The 14,615-nt window shown below is 75.5% G+C and carries 10 protein-coding genes and 1 riboswitch; of the genes, 7 read left to right on the top strand and 3 right to left on the bottom strand.

Annotated features, from left to right (window positions below):
* The first annotated feature begins 11 nt into the window (after positions 1-11).
* The 4 genes from IF27_RS05355 to IF27_RS05340 all read left to right on the top strand — a co-directional run bounded on the left by IF27_RS05355 (position 12) and on the right by IF27_RS05340 (position 5,837).
* The gene (locus IF27_RS05355; protein ID WP_052848188.1) at positions 12-1,415 is read left to right on the top strand and encodes an SWIM zinc finger family protein; all 1,404 of its coding nucleotides are present in this window, start codon (positions 12-14) and stop codon (positions 1,413-1,415) included.
* The gene (locus IF27_RS05350; RefSeq protein ID WP_052848187.1) at positions 1,412-4,153 is read left to right on the top strand and encodes a DUF6493 family protein; all 2,742 of its coding nucleotides are present in this window, start codon (positions 1,412-1,414) and stop codon (positions 4,151-4,153) included. The genes IF27_RS05355 and IF27_RS05350 overlap by 4 nt, the downstream gene beginning before the upstream one ends.
* Before the next feature lie 159 nt (positions 4,154-4,312).
* The gene (locus IF27_RS05345) at positions 4,313-4,966 is read left to right on the top strand and encodes a DsbA family oxidoreductase (protein ID WP_052848186.1); all 654 of its coding nucleotides are present in this window, start codon (positions 4,313-4,315) and stop codon (positions 4,964-4,966) included.
* A gap of 118 nt (positions 4,967-5,084) precedes the next feature.
* Positions 5,085-5,837, top strand: coding sequence for a hypothetical protein (locus tag IF27_RS05340; protein WP_190232819.1), 753 nt, complete (start codon positions 5,085-5,087; stop codon positions 5,835-5,837).
* Here the strand turns inward: IF27_RS05340 and helR are convergent.
* Positions 5,824-8,028, bottom strand: coding sequence for an RNA polymerase recycling motor ATPase HelR (gene helR / locus IF27_RS05335; RefSeq protein ID WP_052848185.1), 2,205 nt, complete (start codon positions 8,026-8,028; stop codon positions 5,824-5,826). The genes IF27_RS05340 and helR overlap by 14 nt on opposite strands.
* A 335-nt stretch (positions 8,029-8,363) precedes the next feature.
* Here helR and IF27_RS05330 point away from each other — a divergent pair, with 335 nt between their 5' ends.
* From IF27_RS05330 to IF27_RS05320, 3 genes are all read left to right on the top strand, one after another.
* Entirely contained in the window at positions 8,364-9,350 is a 987-nt protein-coding gene (locus IF27_RS05330) for a helix-turn-helix transcriptional regulator (RefSeq protein ID WP_190232818.1), read from the top strand.
* Positions 9,351-9,630: 280 nt separating this feature from the next.
* Positions 9,631-10,527 carry a peptidoglycan-binding protein gene (locus tag IF27_RS05325; protein ID WP_052848183.1) on the top strand — a complete coding sequence of 299 codons (897 nt, stop codon included), beginning with the start codon at positions 9,631-9,633 and terminating at the stop codon, positions 10,525-10,527.
* Between the two features lie 61 nt (positions 10,528-10,588).
* Positions 10,589-11,230, top strand: a complete 642-nt coding sequence (locus IF27_RS05320; RefSeq protein ID WP_052848182.1) for a peptidoglycan DD-metalloendopeptidase family protein — start codon at positions 10,589-10,591, stop codon at positions 11,228-11,230.
* Positions 11,231-11,281: 51 nt separating this feature from the next.
* Here the strand turns inward: IF27_RS05320 and metE are convergent, their stop codons facing one another.
* Both metE and IF27_RS05310 read right to left on the bottom strand, forming a co-directional pair.
* A complete protein-coding gene (gene metE, locus IF27_RS05315) occupies positions 11,282-13,600 on the bottom strand; it encodes a 5-methyltetrahydropteroyltriglutamate--homocysteine S-methyltransferase (RefSeq protein WP_052848431.1) in 2,319 nt (772 codons plus the stop codon).
* A gap of 175 nt (positions 13,601-13,775) precedes the next feature.
* A riboswitch (cobalamin riboswitch) is annotated at positions 13,776-13,970 on the bottom strand.
* A gap of 99 nt (positions 13,971-14,069) precedes the next feature.
* On the bottom strand, positions 14,070-14,609 hold the full coding sequence (locus IF27_RS05310; protein WP_052848181.1) for a COG4315 family predicted lipoprotein: 540 nt from the start codon (positions 14,607-14,609) through the stop codon (positions 14,070-14,072).
* Positions 14,610-14,615 lie beyond the last annotated feature (6 nt).

Below are 14,615 nucleotides of genomic sequence, written 5' to 3'. Positions count from 1 at the left end.
CTGTCCTGCGTATGACGCAAGCCGAACAGGCATTCGCCTATCTGCGGCCCTCCGCGCTGCACGACGCACCGGGCGGCGGACGTCTCGCGCTGGAGACGTCCGGCGGGGCGACCCCGGGCGGCGCGCGGGCCCACCCGTCCTTCTTCAGCGGCTTCCTGACGAGCCCGCGCACGGCCGCCGCGGGCCTGCTGGCCGTCGCGGACGTCGCCGCCGCCCGGTACCGGAACCCGCGAGCCCCCGCCCTGCTCGACCCGGTGGTCACCGGCAACGGCGACCGGCTGCGCTTCGAGTCCTTCTCCGGCTGCGGGGGTGTCCACGCCCGCCTCGACGTGCTGCGCGCCGGGCTCGACGGCGCCGACGTCGGCCACGGCACGACCAACGTGGACGTCAACGGACCGCTGCGCGAGGCGCTGGCGCGCACGGGCGCCGCGGACCCGCTCCACCTGCGGGTCGGGCCCGACGAGTTGGCCGTCACCACGCTGGACGGCCCGGTGCTGGAGAAGAAGGTGCCCCTGCCCGACCGGTGGCTGCGCGGCTTCGCGGAGACCCAGGTCATCGCCTCCGGATTCGACCTGCGCGCCGAACTGTCCGCCGCCGAGGCGGTGCGCTTCCTGCGCGGACTGCCGCGTGCGGCCGGTCCTGCGCCGCCGCGCTGGTTCGTCCCCGCCCGGGGCGGCCTGCGGGCCACCAGCAAGGCCGTCCCCGGCGCCGTCTGCCTCCCGGGCCCGCACCGCCTCGCCGCGCTCCAGCGCGTCCTGCGGTACGCCACCGCGCTGCGCGTCTACGGCCCGCCCACGGGCCCCTCCGCGCCCGGGCCCGTCGCCTCCGCGTGGGAGCTGGCGCTGCCCGGCATGCGGCTGACGCTGATGCTCTCCCCCGAGACCGACCGCGGCTTCTCCGGCGAGGGCGCCGTGCTCGACGCGCTGACGGCCGACGGCACGGCCGAGGACGCCGACCTGCTGTCCGTCCTGCTGGCCTGGGAACCCCGCGTGGACATCGCCTCGCTCGCCGAACAGTCCGGCCTCGACACCGCACGCGTCTCCGCCGCGCTCACCCGCCTCGGCACGGCGGGGCGCATCGGCTACGACACGGCCGAGGCCGCCTACTTCCACCGCGAACTGCCCTACAGCGCCCACGGCGTCGAGCGGCACAACCCCCGGCTGCGCGCCGCCCGCGCCCTGCTCGCCGAGGGCGCCGTGACCCCGCAGCCGGGCGGCACGGCGCTCGTGCGCGGCTCGAAGGGCGACCTGCACCTCGTCCGTACGGCGGGCGACCGGCTCAGCTGCACCTGCCGCTGGTGGGCCACCTACCGGGGCGGTCGCGGGCCGTGCAGCCACGCCCTCGCCGTCCGGCTCCACGCGCGCGGCGCCCAGCCCCTCGCCACCCCGTCAGGCCAGAAGGAACGAACACCGTGACCAGCCCAGCAGACGCCGCCGCGACGACGAGCCGGATACGCGACGCCATCGCCGCCGGACGGGTCGGCGAACTCGCCGGTCTCCTCGCCCCGCTCGACGCGGCGGGCAGGAAGGCAGCCGCCGAGGCCGCCCGCGCACTGCGCCCGAGCCTGCGCAGCTTCCGGCCGTGGGACCGGGAGCACACCCATGCACGCAACGGGCTGGTGGTCGCCGCCGCCGGTGCGTTCACCTCCCCCGCCGAGGCGGCCCGCTGGCTCGGCGCCAGGGAACTCCAGCGCTGGCACCCCCGGGGGCTGCGCGCCCTCCTCACCGTCCTGGCGCGCCGCGACCCCGCCTGGCAGGCCGACGTCGCCGCGCGGCTCGCCGAGCGCCGCCCCGACCGCTGGGAGGACCAGGAAGGCATCGTCGCCGAACTCCTGGTCCGCTCCTCGGGCGCGCCCGTGCCGACCACCGACGGGTTCGTCAGCGCCTGGGTCCGCAGCCGCCGTCTCCTCGCCGAGCACGGCGGGCGCCGGGCGCTCGACGCGCCGGAGGACATCAGGGCCGCGCTGCCGCTCGCCGGTGACCTGCGCGGGGTGCTGCGGGCCGACGCGTTCCTCCCCGTCCTCCTGCCGCGCCTGTTCGAGGTGGAAGAGCTGGGCACCGCCCTGCGGTCCCCCTGGGGGTCGGAACGGCCCGAGGACTCGTGGACCGGCAGCCTCGCCACCTTCGCCGCCGACGGCACGCTCGACCGCCCGACGCTCCTCGCGCTCGGCACGTCACGGCTCCTGCGCGGCGGGCGTCCCGCCGACACCGGCTTCGCCCTCGACCTCCTCGACGCCCTGGCCCCGACCCCGGCCGAGGACGCCGCGCGCGCCCCCGACCTGCTGCGGCTCCTGTCCGACACCCCCTCCGTCGTCGCCTCGCACGCCCACGCCGCCCTGCTCCGGCTGGACGCCGCGGGCCTGCTGACGCCCGAACAGCTCACGGAGGCCAGCGACGCCGTCTTCTTCCGCACCGAGAAGAAGCTCCACAAGGCGCACCTCCAGCTGCTGAACAGCGCCGCGGCCCGCCAGGACGCCGTCCCCGCCGTCCTGCGCTCGCTGGCCGGGGCGCTCGCGCTGGACGACACCCTGCTGACGACCCGTGCCTGGCGCCTCGCCGAACGGCTGCTCAAGCGGACCGGCGGCACGGCGCCCGACGAACTGCGCGACGCCGCCGCCACCCTCGGCGACCCGGAACTGCGGGCGCGCGCGGCCCAGTTGCTCGGCCTGCCGCAGGAGCCCGCGGAGGCAGGGCCGGACGAGGAGCCGGACCCGCTGCCCGCCCACGTCGTCCCGCCGTTCCCCGCACCCCCGGGGACCACGGCTGAACTCGTCGAGGAACTGGCCGTGCTGCTCACCGGCCGGGGCGACGCCACGGCGTTCGAACGCGCCCTGGCCGCCGTCGTCCACCTCGCGCACCGCGACCCCGCCGCGCTGCGGGCCGCCGCCGCGCCCCTCACGCAGACGCGCGCCTTCGCGGGCTGGCGCGGCCGGGGCGACATCTCGGGCAGCGACGTCGCCGCCGTCGTCGCCGCGGCTGCCGGGGACACCGGCCCCCGGGCGCTGTTGGCGAGGGCGGGCACCGACGCGCCCCGCAGCCACTCGCCGTACGGCGACGTGCTCGCCGCCCGCCTCGACGAGATCGCGCGGAACGTGGCCGAGCCAGGCGAACGGGCCTGGCCCTGCCTGCTCGCGACACCGAGCAGCGGCGACGGCACCCTCGACCCCGCCGACCTGCTGGACCGGCTGCGCGCGCACGAGGCGCACGCCACCGAGCCCGGCCCTGCGGACCTCGGCCAGGCCCTGCTGCGGCTCACCGTGCCCGACGACCCCGCCGACGCCGAACGGTGGGCAGCCGCCGCCGATCGCGTCGGGGGCGCCGCCGCGAAGGACACCGCCCGCTGGCTGCGGGACCGGGCCCCCGTGACGGCGACGGCCGTCACCACGATCCGCACCACGGCGGACAAGCGCCAGGGCTGGGCCCTCTGGCGCGCGTCCCGGCGGCTCCAGGTGCGCCTGGCCGCCACCGCCGTCCCGCTGCCGCTCGACGCGTGCTTCTCGCGGCTGCTCGCCTCGGCCGGTCCCGACCATCTCATCGACGAGGTCTTCTGGCCGGACAAGCACGCGCTGTGGCCCTGGGTCGCCCCGCAGCACGCCGAACTCCTCGCCACCCGGATACAGGCCCCGCTCGCCAGCCTGGCCGACAGCGACGAATGGGCGTTCGGCGCGGTCCTCCCCGTGCTGGCCACCTGCCGCGGGCACGCAGGACCCGCCGTCCACCTCGCCGTGGCCCACGGCCTGGCCGCCCGGCACGCCGAGGACCGCACGGCCGCCGCCGAAGCCCTCCTCAGCCTGGCCGCCCAGGGCCGCATCGACCCGCCGCTCCTCGGACGCCTCGCCGCCGAGGCCGCGCACCGGGGCGCCGTCAAGGGCAGCAGGCTCGCCACGGGGCTGGCCGAGGCCGCGGACGCCGGGGCGCGCGCCGCCGTCTGGGGGGCCCTGGCCGCCGCCCTGCCCCTGCTGCTGACCGAGCCCCCGGCCCACGGCTCCCGGCACTCCGGCCTGCCGGAACTGCTCGCCCTCGCCACCCGCTGCGCCCCACGCGACGGCGCGTCGGGCGACGACCTGTCCCGCGTCGTCGCGGAGATAGCGGCCCGGGGCGGCGGCAGCCGGATCACCCTGGAGGCCGCACGGCTGAGCAAGGCGCTCGGCTGACGGCGGGCGGCCGACGCCGCCGGGCGCGCGCGGGCTGTGACACGCGTCATGTCCGCCGCGCCGCCCGGCCGTCCGGCCTGCGCGCGTACCCGTGGGGCCGGGGCTTACCCGCAGGTGGGTGCTTACCAGGAGAAAGCCACGGCCTCTAGGGTCCCGGCCATGAACGAGATCAGCGTGGAGATCTGGACCGACGTCGTCTGCCCCTGGTGCTTCATCGGGAAGCGCCGCTTCGAGAAGGCGCTCGACCTGTCGGGGCTGCGGGAGGCCGTACGGGTGCGGTGGCGCAGCTTCGAACTCGACCCGGCCGCCCCGCGCGTCACCGACGAGACCATCCCCGAGCGGATGCTCCGGCGCCAGGGCATCCCGCCCCGGCAGGCCGCGCGGCTGCTCGCCGGGGTGAGCGCCCAGGCCGCCGACGAGGGGCTGGACTACGACCTGGCCCTGGCGCGCCCGTCCAACACCTTCGACGCGCACCGCCTCGTGCACCACGCCGAGAGCCTTGGCCTCGCCGGGCGGCTCCAGGAGCGGCTGATGGTCGCGTACACCAAGGAGGGCGCCTCGCTGTCCGACCACCCCACGCTGCTCGCCCTCGCCGGGGAGGCCGGGCTCGAAGCGGACCCCGTACGCGCCGTCCTGGCGGGCGATGCGTACGCCGACGCCGTGCGGGCCGACGAGGAGCGGGCCACGCGGTTCGGCGTCTCCGCGGTGCCCTCCTTCGTCGTCGCAGGGCGCTGGACCGCCTCGGGCGCCCAGACCGCGGACGTGCTCGCGGACCTGTTGCGGAAGGCCCACGCCGCGACCACGGCCCCGTGAGTTGCCGGAAGCCGGAAAGGAGAGGCGGCCAGGACGTGCCGACAGCCCCGGTGGCCGACCGCCTTCCGGACAGGAGAGGCTGAGGGCGGCACGCGACGGGGGAGAGGCGGGGGCGACGGTGAAGGACACGACCACGGGCACGACGCACGAGCCCCCCGCCACGCGGCGCTCACCCGTCAGGGCGCGGCTGGTGGGCGTCGCGCTGATCGCGCTGTCGCTGTTCCCTGCCTGGCTCGGCCACATGACGTTCACCGACTGGCTCCCCTCCACCATGGACCGCTACCGGGACTACGGGGCCGCCGAGCCGTGCCCCGGCCCGGCGGCGACCGGCGGGTGGGAGGACTGCCTGCGGACCGTGACGTTCACCGTCCGGGACACGGACACCGAGCCCAGGGGCCTCGACGCGACCCTCGACGGGACGGACTTCTGGAACGGCACCGTCAGGTTCGGCGACCAAGGGCCCGTCCTGGACCGGCTCCGGCCGGGCGAGCAGGTCACCGGCACCGTCTGGCGCGGCCGTGTCATGGCGCTCAGCAGGGACGACGCCCGGCAGAGCACGTCGGACGAACCGCGCGACGAGCCCCAGATGACGGCCGCCGCGGGCACGGGCGCCGCCCTCCTCGCGGCCCTGCTGCTCGGGTTCGGCGCGGTCCGGCTGGCCAGGCCCCTCGACCACCGGCCGTTCACCTGGCGGCCGTACGGCAACCTGATGCTCGGCGTCGTGGCGGCCGGTCCCTTCGCCGTCGGGATCGCCGCCCTGCTCACCGGCCTCCCGTGGTGGACCGTGCCCCCGGCCGCCGTGGCGCTCGCGGTGTGCGCCGCCCGGCTGCTCCACCGGTGGCGGCGCCCGGCCCCCGTCAGGGGCTCGTGAGGACGGCGAGCCGCTGCGTGGCACGCGTCATCGCGACATAGCGGTCCACCGCTCCCGCCACGCCGTCGCCGAAGGCGTCCGGGTCCACCACGACGACCAGGTCGAACTCAAGTCCCTTCGCCAGCGCCGGAGTCAGCGACCGCACGCGGGGCGACGCGGCCCGGTACGTGGGGTCGCCGATGACGCAGGCGATCCCCTCCGCGTGCGCGGCGAGCCAGGCGTCGAGGAGCGCGTCCCGGTCCGCGACCGGCCCGTGCGTGACGGGGACGCCCGTGCCGCGCACGGAGACCGGCACGTTGGCGTCCGGCAGCGCGGCCCGGATGACGGTCTCGGCCTCCGCCATCACCTCCTTCGGCGTGCGGTAGTTGATGCCGAGCGAGGTGACGGTGACCTGGTCGAGCCCCACCCTCGTCAGCCGTTCCCGCCAGCTCTCCGCGAACCCGCCGCGCGCCTGCGCGCGGTCGCCGACGACGGTGAGGCTCCGGGACGGGCAGCGCCGCAGCAGCATCTGCCACTCCGCGTCGGTCAGTTCCTGCGCCTCGTCCACCACGATGTGCGCGAACGGCCCGGACAGGGGCTCGCGGTCGGCGCCCGGCAGCGCGGCCTCGTCCACCAGGCTGTCCTGGAGGTCGGCGCCCCGCAGCATGGTCACGGCGCCCTCGCCGTCCGCGTCCGCGTGGACGATGTGGTCGATGACGTCGGCCATGCGCGCGCGTTCGGCCGCCGCGGACGCCTCGCGGCGACGTCTGCGCCGGTCGGCCGCCGGGTCGCCGAGCCGCTGCCGCGCCGCGTCGAGCAGCGGCAGGTCGGAGACCGTCCACGCCCGCGCGTCCTCCCGCTGGAGCGCGCGGACGTCGTCGGGCCCGAGCCGGGGGGCGCACAGCCGCAGATAGGCGGGCACCGTCCACAGGTCCCCGACGAGGTCGGCCGGGTCGAGCAGCGGCCACGCGCGATGGAGGGCCGTCACCAGGTCCTCGTCCCGCGTCAGCGCCCGGCGGAACGCGTCGGGCGTCACGTCCTCGTCGTCCCCCGCGCCGTACTTGTCCAGGAGGATCTCGGCCAGCGCGTCCCAGATCAGCTCGCGCGCCTCGTTGTGCGGCGTGCTCGGCCCCGGCGCGTCGAACGCCTCGGCCCAGTCGTCCGCGCCGAGCCACATGTCGGCCCACTCGGTGGAGACCGTCATCCCCTTCGTGGGCGGCTCCTCGTACACCCGGACGGCCCGCTCGACGGCCTTCACCAACTCGGCCGACGCCTTGAGGCGCGCCACCTCCGGGTCGGCCTCCGGCGCCGCCGTGGCCCCCTCGGGGACCAGGTCCCGCAGCGTGCAGGTCCGCACGCCCTCCTCGCCGAGGCTGGGCAGGACGTCGGCGACGTAGGCGAGGTACGGCTCGTGCGGGCCGACGAACAGCACCTCCCCGCGCCGCCGCCGCAGGCGCGGGTCGGAGTACAGGAGGTAGGCGGAGCGGTGCAGCGCCACGACGGTCTTGCCCGTGCCCGGCCCCCCGTCCACGACGAGGGCGCCGCGCGACCCGGCGCGGATGATCGCGTCCTGGTCGGCCTGGAGGGTGGCGAGGACGTCGCGCATCCGGTCGGAACGGCTGCCGCCCAGGCTGGCGAGGAACGCGGACTGGTCGTCGAGCGCGGCGTGCCCTTCGAGCCCTTCCTCGGTGAAGACCTCGTCCCAGTAGTCGGCGATCCGGCCGCCGGTCCAGCGGTAGCGGCGGCGGCTGAGCAGCCCTTGCGGGTGGGCGTGGGTCGCGGCGAAGAACGGTTCTGCGGCGGGCGTGCGCCAGTCGAGCAGCAGGCGGCGGCCCGTGCTGTCGGTGAGGCCGAGGCGCCCGATGTACACCGGCTCGGGGTCGTCGGCGTGGACGACCCGGCCGAGGCACAGGTCGAGCCCGAAGCGCCGCAGGGCGCGCAGGCGGCCCGTCAGCCGGTGGACCTCCGTGTCGCGGTCCATCGCCGCCCGGCCGACGCCGCCGGGCGCCAGGCGCGCCGCGTCGAGCTGGCCCGACAGCTCGGCGACGGCCTCGCGCAGGCTCCGTGCGACGGCCGCGAAGTGCGCCTCGTCGGCGGCGACGAGCGCCGGGTCGGCCTTGGCGGCGAGGCGCTCGGGGAGGGCGAACGCGCTGGTGGACGGGGGGTCCGTGGCAGCGGCTCCCGGGGTCCCGCCCGGCCCGGCGATCGGCATATGCGCACGCACGTGGTGAATCTCCCATTTCGGTGACTTCCGGCTGAGGAGTGCGATTGTGCGGCACGACGGGGGCCTTGCCGCAAGGCCCCCCTTGCGCTATACGTTGAGAGTGGCGAGGAGAACGCGCCGTTCCCGTAGCCGGGCAAGCGCGGCCGACGCCGTCCCGCCTCCGGTGAGTCGCCCCGAGGCCCCCGCTCGCTGCGCCCGCCCCCCGGCGCCGTCCGGGCCGCGCGTCCATCATCTGTTTACGCGCCCCGCCTAACCTCTCGGGTGACCAGGAAAGCCCAAAGCCCGTTGGCTCCCGTCCTCCTGGGGGTGTGGTGAACGTGCTGATGTCACGGACCGGGGATCTCCCCGCCGAGGACCGCCTCGCCTGGTGGCGCGAGCGCATGGCGCAGGCCCTGTGCCCGATGGACATGCGGGTGGACCACCTCGACCGGTTCGAGGCCGAGATCTCCGTCGTGGAGGTCGGCGAGGTGCGGGTGTGGCCGGGGATGGCCGCGCCGATGTCCTTCCACCGGACCCCCGCACTGATCAGGCAGTTCGATCCCGGGACCTACCACGTCACCTGCATGCTGGACGGGGTCATGGAGATCGCCCAGGCCGGACGGCGCGAGGTCCACCGCGGCGGCGGGCTGTTCGTCACCGACCCGTCACGCCCCTTCGACTGCCGCAACCACGTGACCACCCGGATCATCGGGGTCGAGGTGCCCCGCAGGCTGCTGCCGCTGCCCGGAGGCCGGGTGGAGCAGCTGCTCACCGAAGGGCTGTCCTGGCGGGAAGGCGTCGGCGCCCTGCTCCTCGGACTCCTCACGCGCCTGGTGCGGGACGCCGCCACGTACCGGCCCGCCGGCCTGCTCCGGCTGGAGACGGTCGTGCTCGACCTCCTGGCGGCGGCCCTCGCCGAACGCCTCGACGCACACGACCGCCTCCCGCCCGAGACCCGCAGCCACGCCCTGGCGCTGCGCGTCCAGTCGTTCATCCGCGGCCACCTCCACGACCCCGCGCTGACGCCCCGGTCGGTCGCCGACGCCCACCACATCTCCCTCGGGCACCTGCACCGGATCCTCCGCGCCCTGGGTCACGACACCCCCGCCGCGTCGATCCGCAGCCAGCGACTCGAACGCGCCCGCCAGGACCTCGCCGACCCGGCGCAGCGTGCCGTGCCGGTCCAGGAGATCGGGGCCCGCTGGGGATTCACCGACGCCGCCGTCTTCTCCAGGACCTTCCGCGCCGTCCACGGCGTGCCGCCCCGGGACTACCGTCGCCACACGCTGCCCACCCCGCCGCCGTCACGTGACGGACACCGAATCTCCTGAATTCCCGGCGGGATTCCACCTCGCGGCACGGCCGCCCCCACTCCCTTCCCGACCCCGTTCCCGCGCCCTCCACGCCTGTCACGCCTTTGCATTCCTGTGGTTCACGGTGCGGTTCTTCCCCTTGTGGCGGACGGCGAATGCGTCCGCAGGTGCGGCAAAGTCAAGAATGCGGATAACCATCGTCAAGGACAATCCGCCGAATACCCCGGAGGATGAGTAGCGGAAGGCGAGGGGAAACCGAACCGGGGACCCTCGTTCGCTCATCGGGAGGGGAAAGGGAATGGCAACCCCACTGACGGCGGCCCGGGTCCTGGGGGCACTGCGCGGGGAGGGCCTGACGGTGCACGAGGTACGCGACTGGCGTACCCACGACCGCGCCGCCTCGGGGAATCCCTGGGGGCCGGTCCACGGCGTCATGATCCACCACACGGTCACCCGCGGCACGGCCAGCAGCGTCGCGCTGTGCTACGACGGCCACGCGGCCCTGCCGGGACCGCTGTGCCACGGCGTCATCGACAAGGAGGGGCACGTCCACCTCGTCGGCCACGGCCGCGCGAACCACGCCGGGCGCGGCGACCGGCGCGTCCTCGACGCGGTCGTCGCGGAACGCGCCGCGCTGCCGCCCGACACCGTGGCCGACACGGACGGCAACACCCACTTCTACGGCTTCGAGTGCGTCAACCTCGGCGACGGACGCGATCCCTGGCCCGAGGCGCAGTTGCTCGCGATCGAGCGCGCGGCGGCGGCCCTGTGCCGGGCGCACGGCTGGAGCCACCGCTCCGTCATCGGTCACCTGGAGTGGCAGCCGGGAAAGGTGGACCCGAGGGGGTTCTCCATGGAGGCGATGCGCGGACGTGTCGCGAGGCGACTGGCGGCGCCGCCCGTACCGGCTCCTGACCCGGCCCAGGGGAAGCCCGCAGCCGGATACGCCGCCTACCCGGGCGAGGGCTTCTTCTGCGCCGGACGGCGCAGCGAGGTCATCGCCCGCATGGGGCGGCGCCTGGTCGCCGAACGGTGCGACCGCTACGGCGTGACCGCTCGGCCGGGCCCCGAATGGGGCGAGGAACACCGGCAGTCGTACGCGCTCTGGCAGCGAAAGCTGGGATTCTCCGGCGCCGACGCCGACGGAATACCCGGCAGGGTGACCTGGGACCGACTCCGCGTCCCCGCGAGCTGATCCGACGGCACGCGCAACGCGTCACCAGCACGAACACCACAGGAAAACAGGGGGAAAAGACATGGCCACGATCGAATTCGACCACGTGTCCTTCGGGGCGACCGACACGAAATGCGTCGTCGCGTTCCAGAAGGCACTGATCGGCAAAGGGCACCGCATACCGTCCGGCGCGACCGGCTTCTACGGCGACGAGACGAAGGCCGCCTGCCGCGCCTTCCAGCGCGACCAGGGCTGGAGCGGCGGCGACGCGGACGGCCTGCCGGGACCCGAGACCATGCGGCGTCTCGGCCTCGGCAGCGGGACCCACGGGGGCGGCGGGCGCGTGGCGTCCCCGGTGAGCGGCCACACCAGGATCGGCACGGCCTACGGCGTGCGCGGCAGTTGGAGCGCCGGCTACCACACGGGCGACGACTACCCGGCGCCGACCGGCACCCCGGTGGTCGCCGTCCGCTCCGGCACCATCGCCTGGTCGGACGGGGACGGCGGCTCGTACGGCACCTGGATCGGCCTGAACGCCGACAACGGCCGCCTCTACGTCTACTGCCACCTCTCCCACCGCGCCGTCGGCAAGGGCGACAAGGTCAAGGCCGGGCAGCAGCTCGGCAAGGTGGGCGTGACCGGCAACACGACCGGCCCGCACCTGCACTTCGAGGACCGCCCCAAGGGCGGCGGCTACGCCAGCGGACGCAAGCCCGCCTGGTGACCGGCCGTGCCGCGCCGCCCCCGGGGGAGCGGCGCGGCACGACCGCACGCGTCAGGACGCGGAGATCTCCCCGCGCACGGCACGCGCCGCCGTCACCAGGTTCTCCAGCGACGCGCGGGTCTCCGGCCAGCCGCGGGTCTTCAGGCCGCAGTCCGGGTTGACCCACAGCCGCTCGGCCGGGATCGCCTCAAGTCCCGTGCGCAGCAGGGCCGCGGCCTCCTCTGCGCTCGGCACGCGCGGCGAGTGGATGTCGTAGACACCGGGCCCGGCCTCCCGCGGATAGCCGTGGGCGGCCAGCTCGCGGGCCACCTGCATGTGGGAGCGCGCGGCCTCCAGGCTGATGACGTCGGCGTCGAGGTCGTCGATGGCCTGCACGATGTCGCCGAACTCCGCGTAGCACATGTGCGTGTGGATCTGCGTGTCCGGCCGCACGCCGCCGGTGCTCAGCCGGAACGCCTCGGTCGCCCAGGCCAGGTAGTCCGCGTGGTCGGCGGCGCGCAGCGGCAGCGTCTCGCGCAGCGCGGGCTCGTCCACCTGGATGACGGACGTCCCGGCCGCCTCCAGGTCGGCCACCTCGTCCCGCAGGGCGAGGGCGACCTGACGGGCGGTGTCGCCGAGCGGCTGGTCGTCGCGCACGAACGACCAGGCCAGCATCGTCACCGGGCCGGTGAGCATGCCCTTCACCGGGCGGCTCGTCAGCGACTGCGCGTACGCCGTCCAGCGCACCGTCATCGGCTCGGGCCTGGAGATGTCGCCCGCCAGGATCGGCGGGCGGACGTACCGGGTGCCGTACGACTGCACCCAGCCGTGCTGCGTGGCCAGGTAGCCGGTGAGCTGCTCGGCGAAGTACTGCACCATGTCGTTGCGTTCGGCCTCGCCGTGCACGAGGACGTCCAGGCCCGCCTGCTCCTGGAAGGCGATCACCTCCCGCGTCTCCTCCTTGACGCGCTCCTCGTACCCGGCCGTGTCGATGCGCCCGGCGCGCAGGTCGGCGCGCGCCGTGCGCAGCGCGGTGGTCTGCGGGAACGAGCCGATGGTCGTCGTCGGCAGCAGCGGCAGGCCCAGGAGGGCGCGCTGCGCGACGGCGCGCTCGGCGTACGGCGCGGAGCGGCGCGCGTCCGCGTCCGTGACCCCCGCCGCGCGGGACCTGACGGCCGGGTCACGCGTGAGGGGCGAGCCCGCGCGGGCGGCCAGGTCGGCCCGGTTCGCGGCGAGTTCGGCCGCGATCGTGTCGGTGCCCTGGGCCAGGCCCTTGGCGAGGGTCACGATCTCGGCGGTCTTCTGCCGCGCGAAGGCCAGCCAGCGCCTGATCTGCGGGTCGATGTCCCGCTCGGCCGCCGTGTCCAGCGGCACGTGCAGGAGGGAGCAGGACGCGGCCACGTCCACCCGCTCCGCGAGCCCGAGCAGCGTGCCCAGCGTCGTGAGGGACGCGGCGAGGTCGTTGATCCAGACGTTGCGGCCGTTCACGACACCGGCGACCAGGCGCTTGCCCGGCAGCCCGCCGACCGCGGCCAGCGCGTCCAGGTTGGCGGCCGACCGCTCGGTGAAGTCCAGCGCCAGGCCCTCGACCGGCGCCTTGGCCAGCACGGGCAGCGCCTCGCCCAGCCGGTCGAAGTAGGAGGCGACCAGCAGCTTCGGCCGGTCCGCCGGCTCGCCGAGGAACGCGTACGCGCGGGCCGCCGCGTCCAGTTCGGCCGGGGAACGGTCCTGCGCGAGCGCCGGTTCGTCCAGCTGCGCCCACTCCGCGCCCGCCGCCCGCAGGTCGGCCAGGACCTCCGCGTACACCGGCAGCAGCCGGTCGAGCAGCGTGAGCGGGTCGAAGTCGGCGGCCACGCCGGGGGCGGGCTTGGCGAGCAGGAGGTACGTGACCGGGCCGACCAGCACGGGCCTTGCCGTCAGGCCGAGCGCCCGGGCCTCGCCCAGCTCCGCGACCTGCTTGGCCGAGTCGGCGGTGAACACGGTGTCGGGCCCCAACTCAGGGACCAGATAGTGGTAGTTGGTGTCGAACCACTTCGTCATCTCCAGCGGCGCCACGTCCTGCGTGCCGCGCGCCATCGCGAAGTAGCCGTCCAGGGCGTCGGCGGCCACGGCCGCGCGGTGCCGCTCGGGCACGGCGCCGACCATGACGGAGGCGTCCAGCACATGGTCGTAGTACGAGAAGTCGCCGGTCGGCACCTCGTGCACACCGGCCTCGGCGAGCTGCCGCCAGTTCGCGCGGCGCAGTCCCTCGGCGGCCGAGCGGAGGTCCGCGGCGGTGACGCGGCCCTTCCAGTAGCCCTCGATCGCCTTCTTCAGCTCCCGGTTCTGTCCCTGCCTCGGGTAGCCGTACACGGTGGCCCGTGCTGCCGCGGCTGCGGGCTTGATGGTCACGGAGATCTCCTTCACGAGACGGATCCCTGAGATCCCGGCGACGGGACGGGGCGTGAAGGGTGACGGACCGGGCGGCGCGGGCGCGCGCGGCAAGGCGCGGCCGTCCTTCCGATATGTACGCCGACCCGCCCACGAGGTCACCGGGATGTCCGCGCGCGCGTGGTGCGCGCACGGGCAGCGGGCAGGTCTTCGGACTCGCGGGCGCGTCCTCACGACGTGAGGACTCCTACTGGCCGCCGCTTCCCAGACCCGGCCGGGCCCAGTGCGTATGACGACGTTCGTTCCCGCTCACCGCTGCGGGGCAGTCCCGGATTCCCACCGGGTTCCCTCTTACGACGCCTCCCGCCTGGCGGACGGGGCGAACCAGCTGCGCCGCCCAGCCTACGGCGTGGCGCGCCGGAAGAGGCGGCGCTGTCCAGCATCCGGCGGCGGTACGCGCCCGCGTACCGCCGCCAGGCGCCGGCCCGCGTCAGTCGCGGATCGGCTCACCCGCGGGGGTCAGGACCCACCAGACGCCGCCGACCGCCTGGCCGTTGGTGTCGCCCGCCGCCTCGTCGCCCGCGAAGTAGTAGAGCGGCCAGCCGTCGAGGGTGAGCTGCGGCTCGCCGTCGATGCCGGTGATCGTGCCGACCTCGCCGGTCACCCCGTCCAGCTCAGGCGTGCCCTCGGCGGGGACTGCGGGCCAGTTGTCGGCGCACTGGCCCTCGCAGGTGGACGCGTCGCCGCCCTGCGTGTCGGTGTCGAACTGGTAGAGGGTGCGGCCCTCGCCGTCCACCACGATCGTGCCGAGCGCGGTGTCCGCGGTGGCCAGCGCGGTGCCCGCCGCCGTCTCCTCGGCGGGGGGTGCCTCGTCCTCGGCGGGCGTCGGGTCGGTGTACGTGCTCTCCTGCGATGCCGAGCTGTCGTCGGACGCCGACGCGTCGCCGCCGTCGTCGTCCGACGAGCAGGCGGTGAGGCCGAGCAGCGTGATCGCCGCCGTGGCCAGCCCCAGGGTGAGCTTCGTCCTCATCGGTGT

It is taken from the genome of Streptomyces avicenniae, from assembly GCF_000719135.1.
Taxonomy (GTDB): domain Bacteria; phylum Actinomycetota; class Actinomycetes; order Streptomycetales; family Streptomycetaceae; genus Streptomyces; species Streptomyces avicenniae.
Note: the sequence above shows the minus strand (reverse complement) of the source record. Positions and strands in the feature narration are given on the sequence as shown.

Excerpts from the sequence above, each read along its gene's own strand:
- IF27_RS05355 (WP_052848188.1), top strand. The coding sequence starts at position 12 with ATGACGCAAGCCGAACAGGCATTCGCCTATCTGCGGCCCTCCGCGCTG.
- IF27_RS05320 (WP_052848182.1), top strand. The coding sequence starts at position 10,589 with ATGGCCACGATCGAATTCGACCACGTGTCCTTCGGGGCGACCGACACG.
- IF27_RS05325 (WP_052848183.1), top strand. The coding sequence starts at position 9,631 with ATGGCAACCCCACTGACGGCGGCCCGGGTCCTGGGGGCACTGCGCGGG.
- IF27_RS05330 (WP_190232818.1), top strand. The coding sequence starts at position 8,364 with ATGTCACGGACCGGGGATCTCCCCGCCGAGGACCGCCTCGCCTGGTGG.
- IF27_RS05345 (WP_052848186.1), top strand. The coding sequence starts at position 4,313 with ATGAACGAGATCAGCGTGGAGATCTGGACCGACGTCGTCTGCCCCTGG.
- IF27_RS05310 (WP_052848181.1), bottom strand. The coding sequence starts at position 14,609 with ATGAGGACGAAGCTCACCCTGGGGCTGGCCACGGCGGCGATCACGCTG.
- helR (WP_052848185.1), bottom strand. The coding sequence starts at position 8,028 with ATGCCGATCGCCGGGCCGGGCGGGACCCCGGGAGCCGCTGCCACGGAC.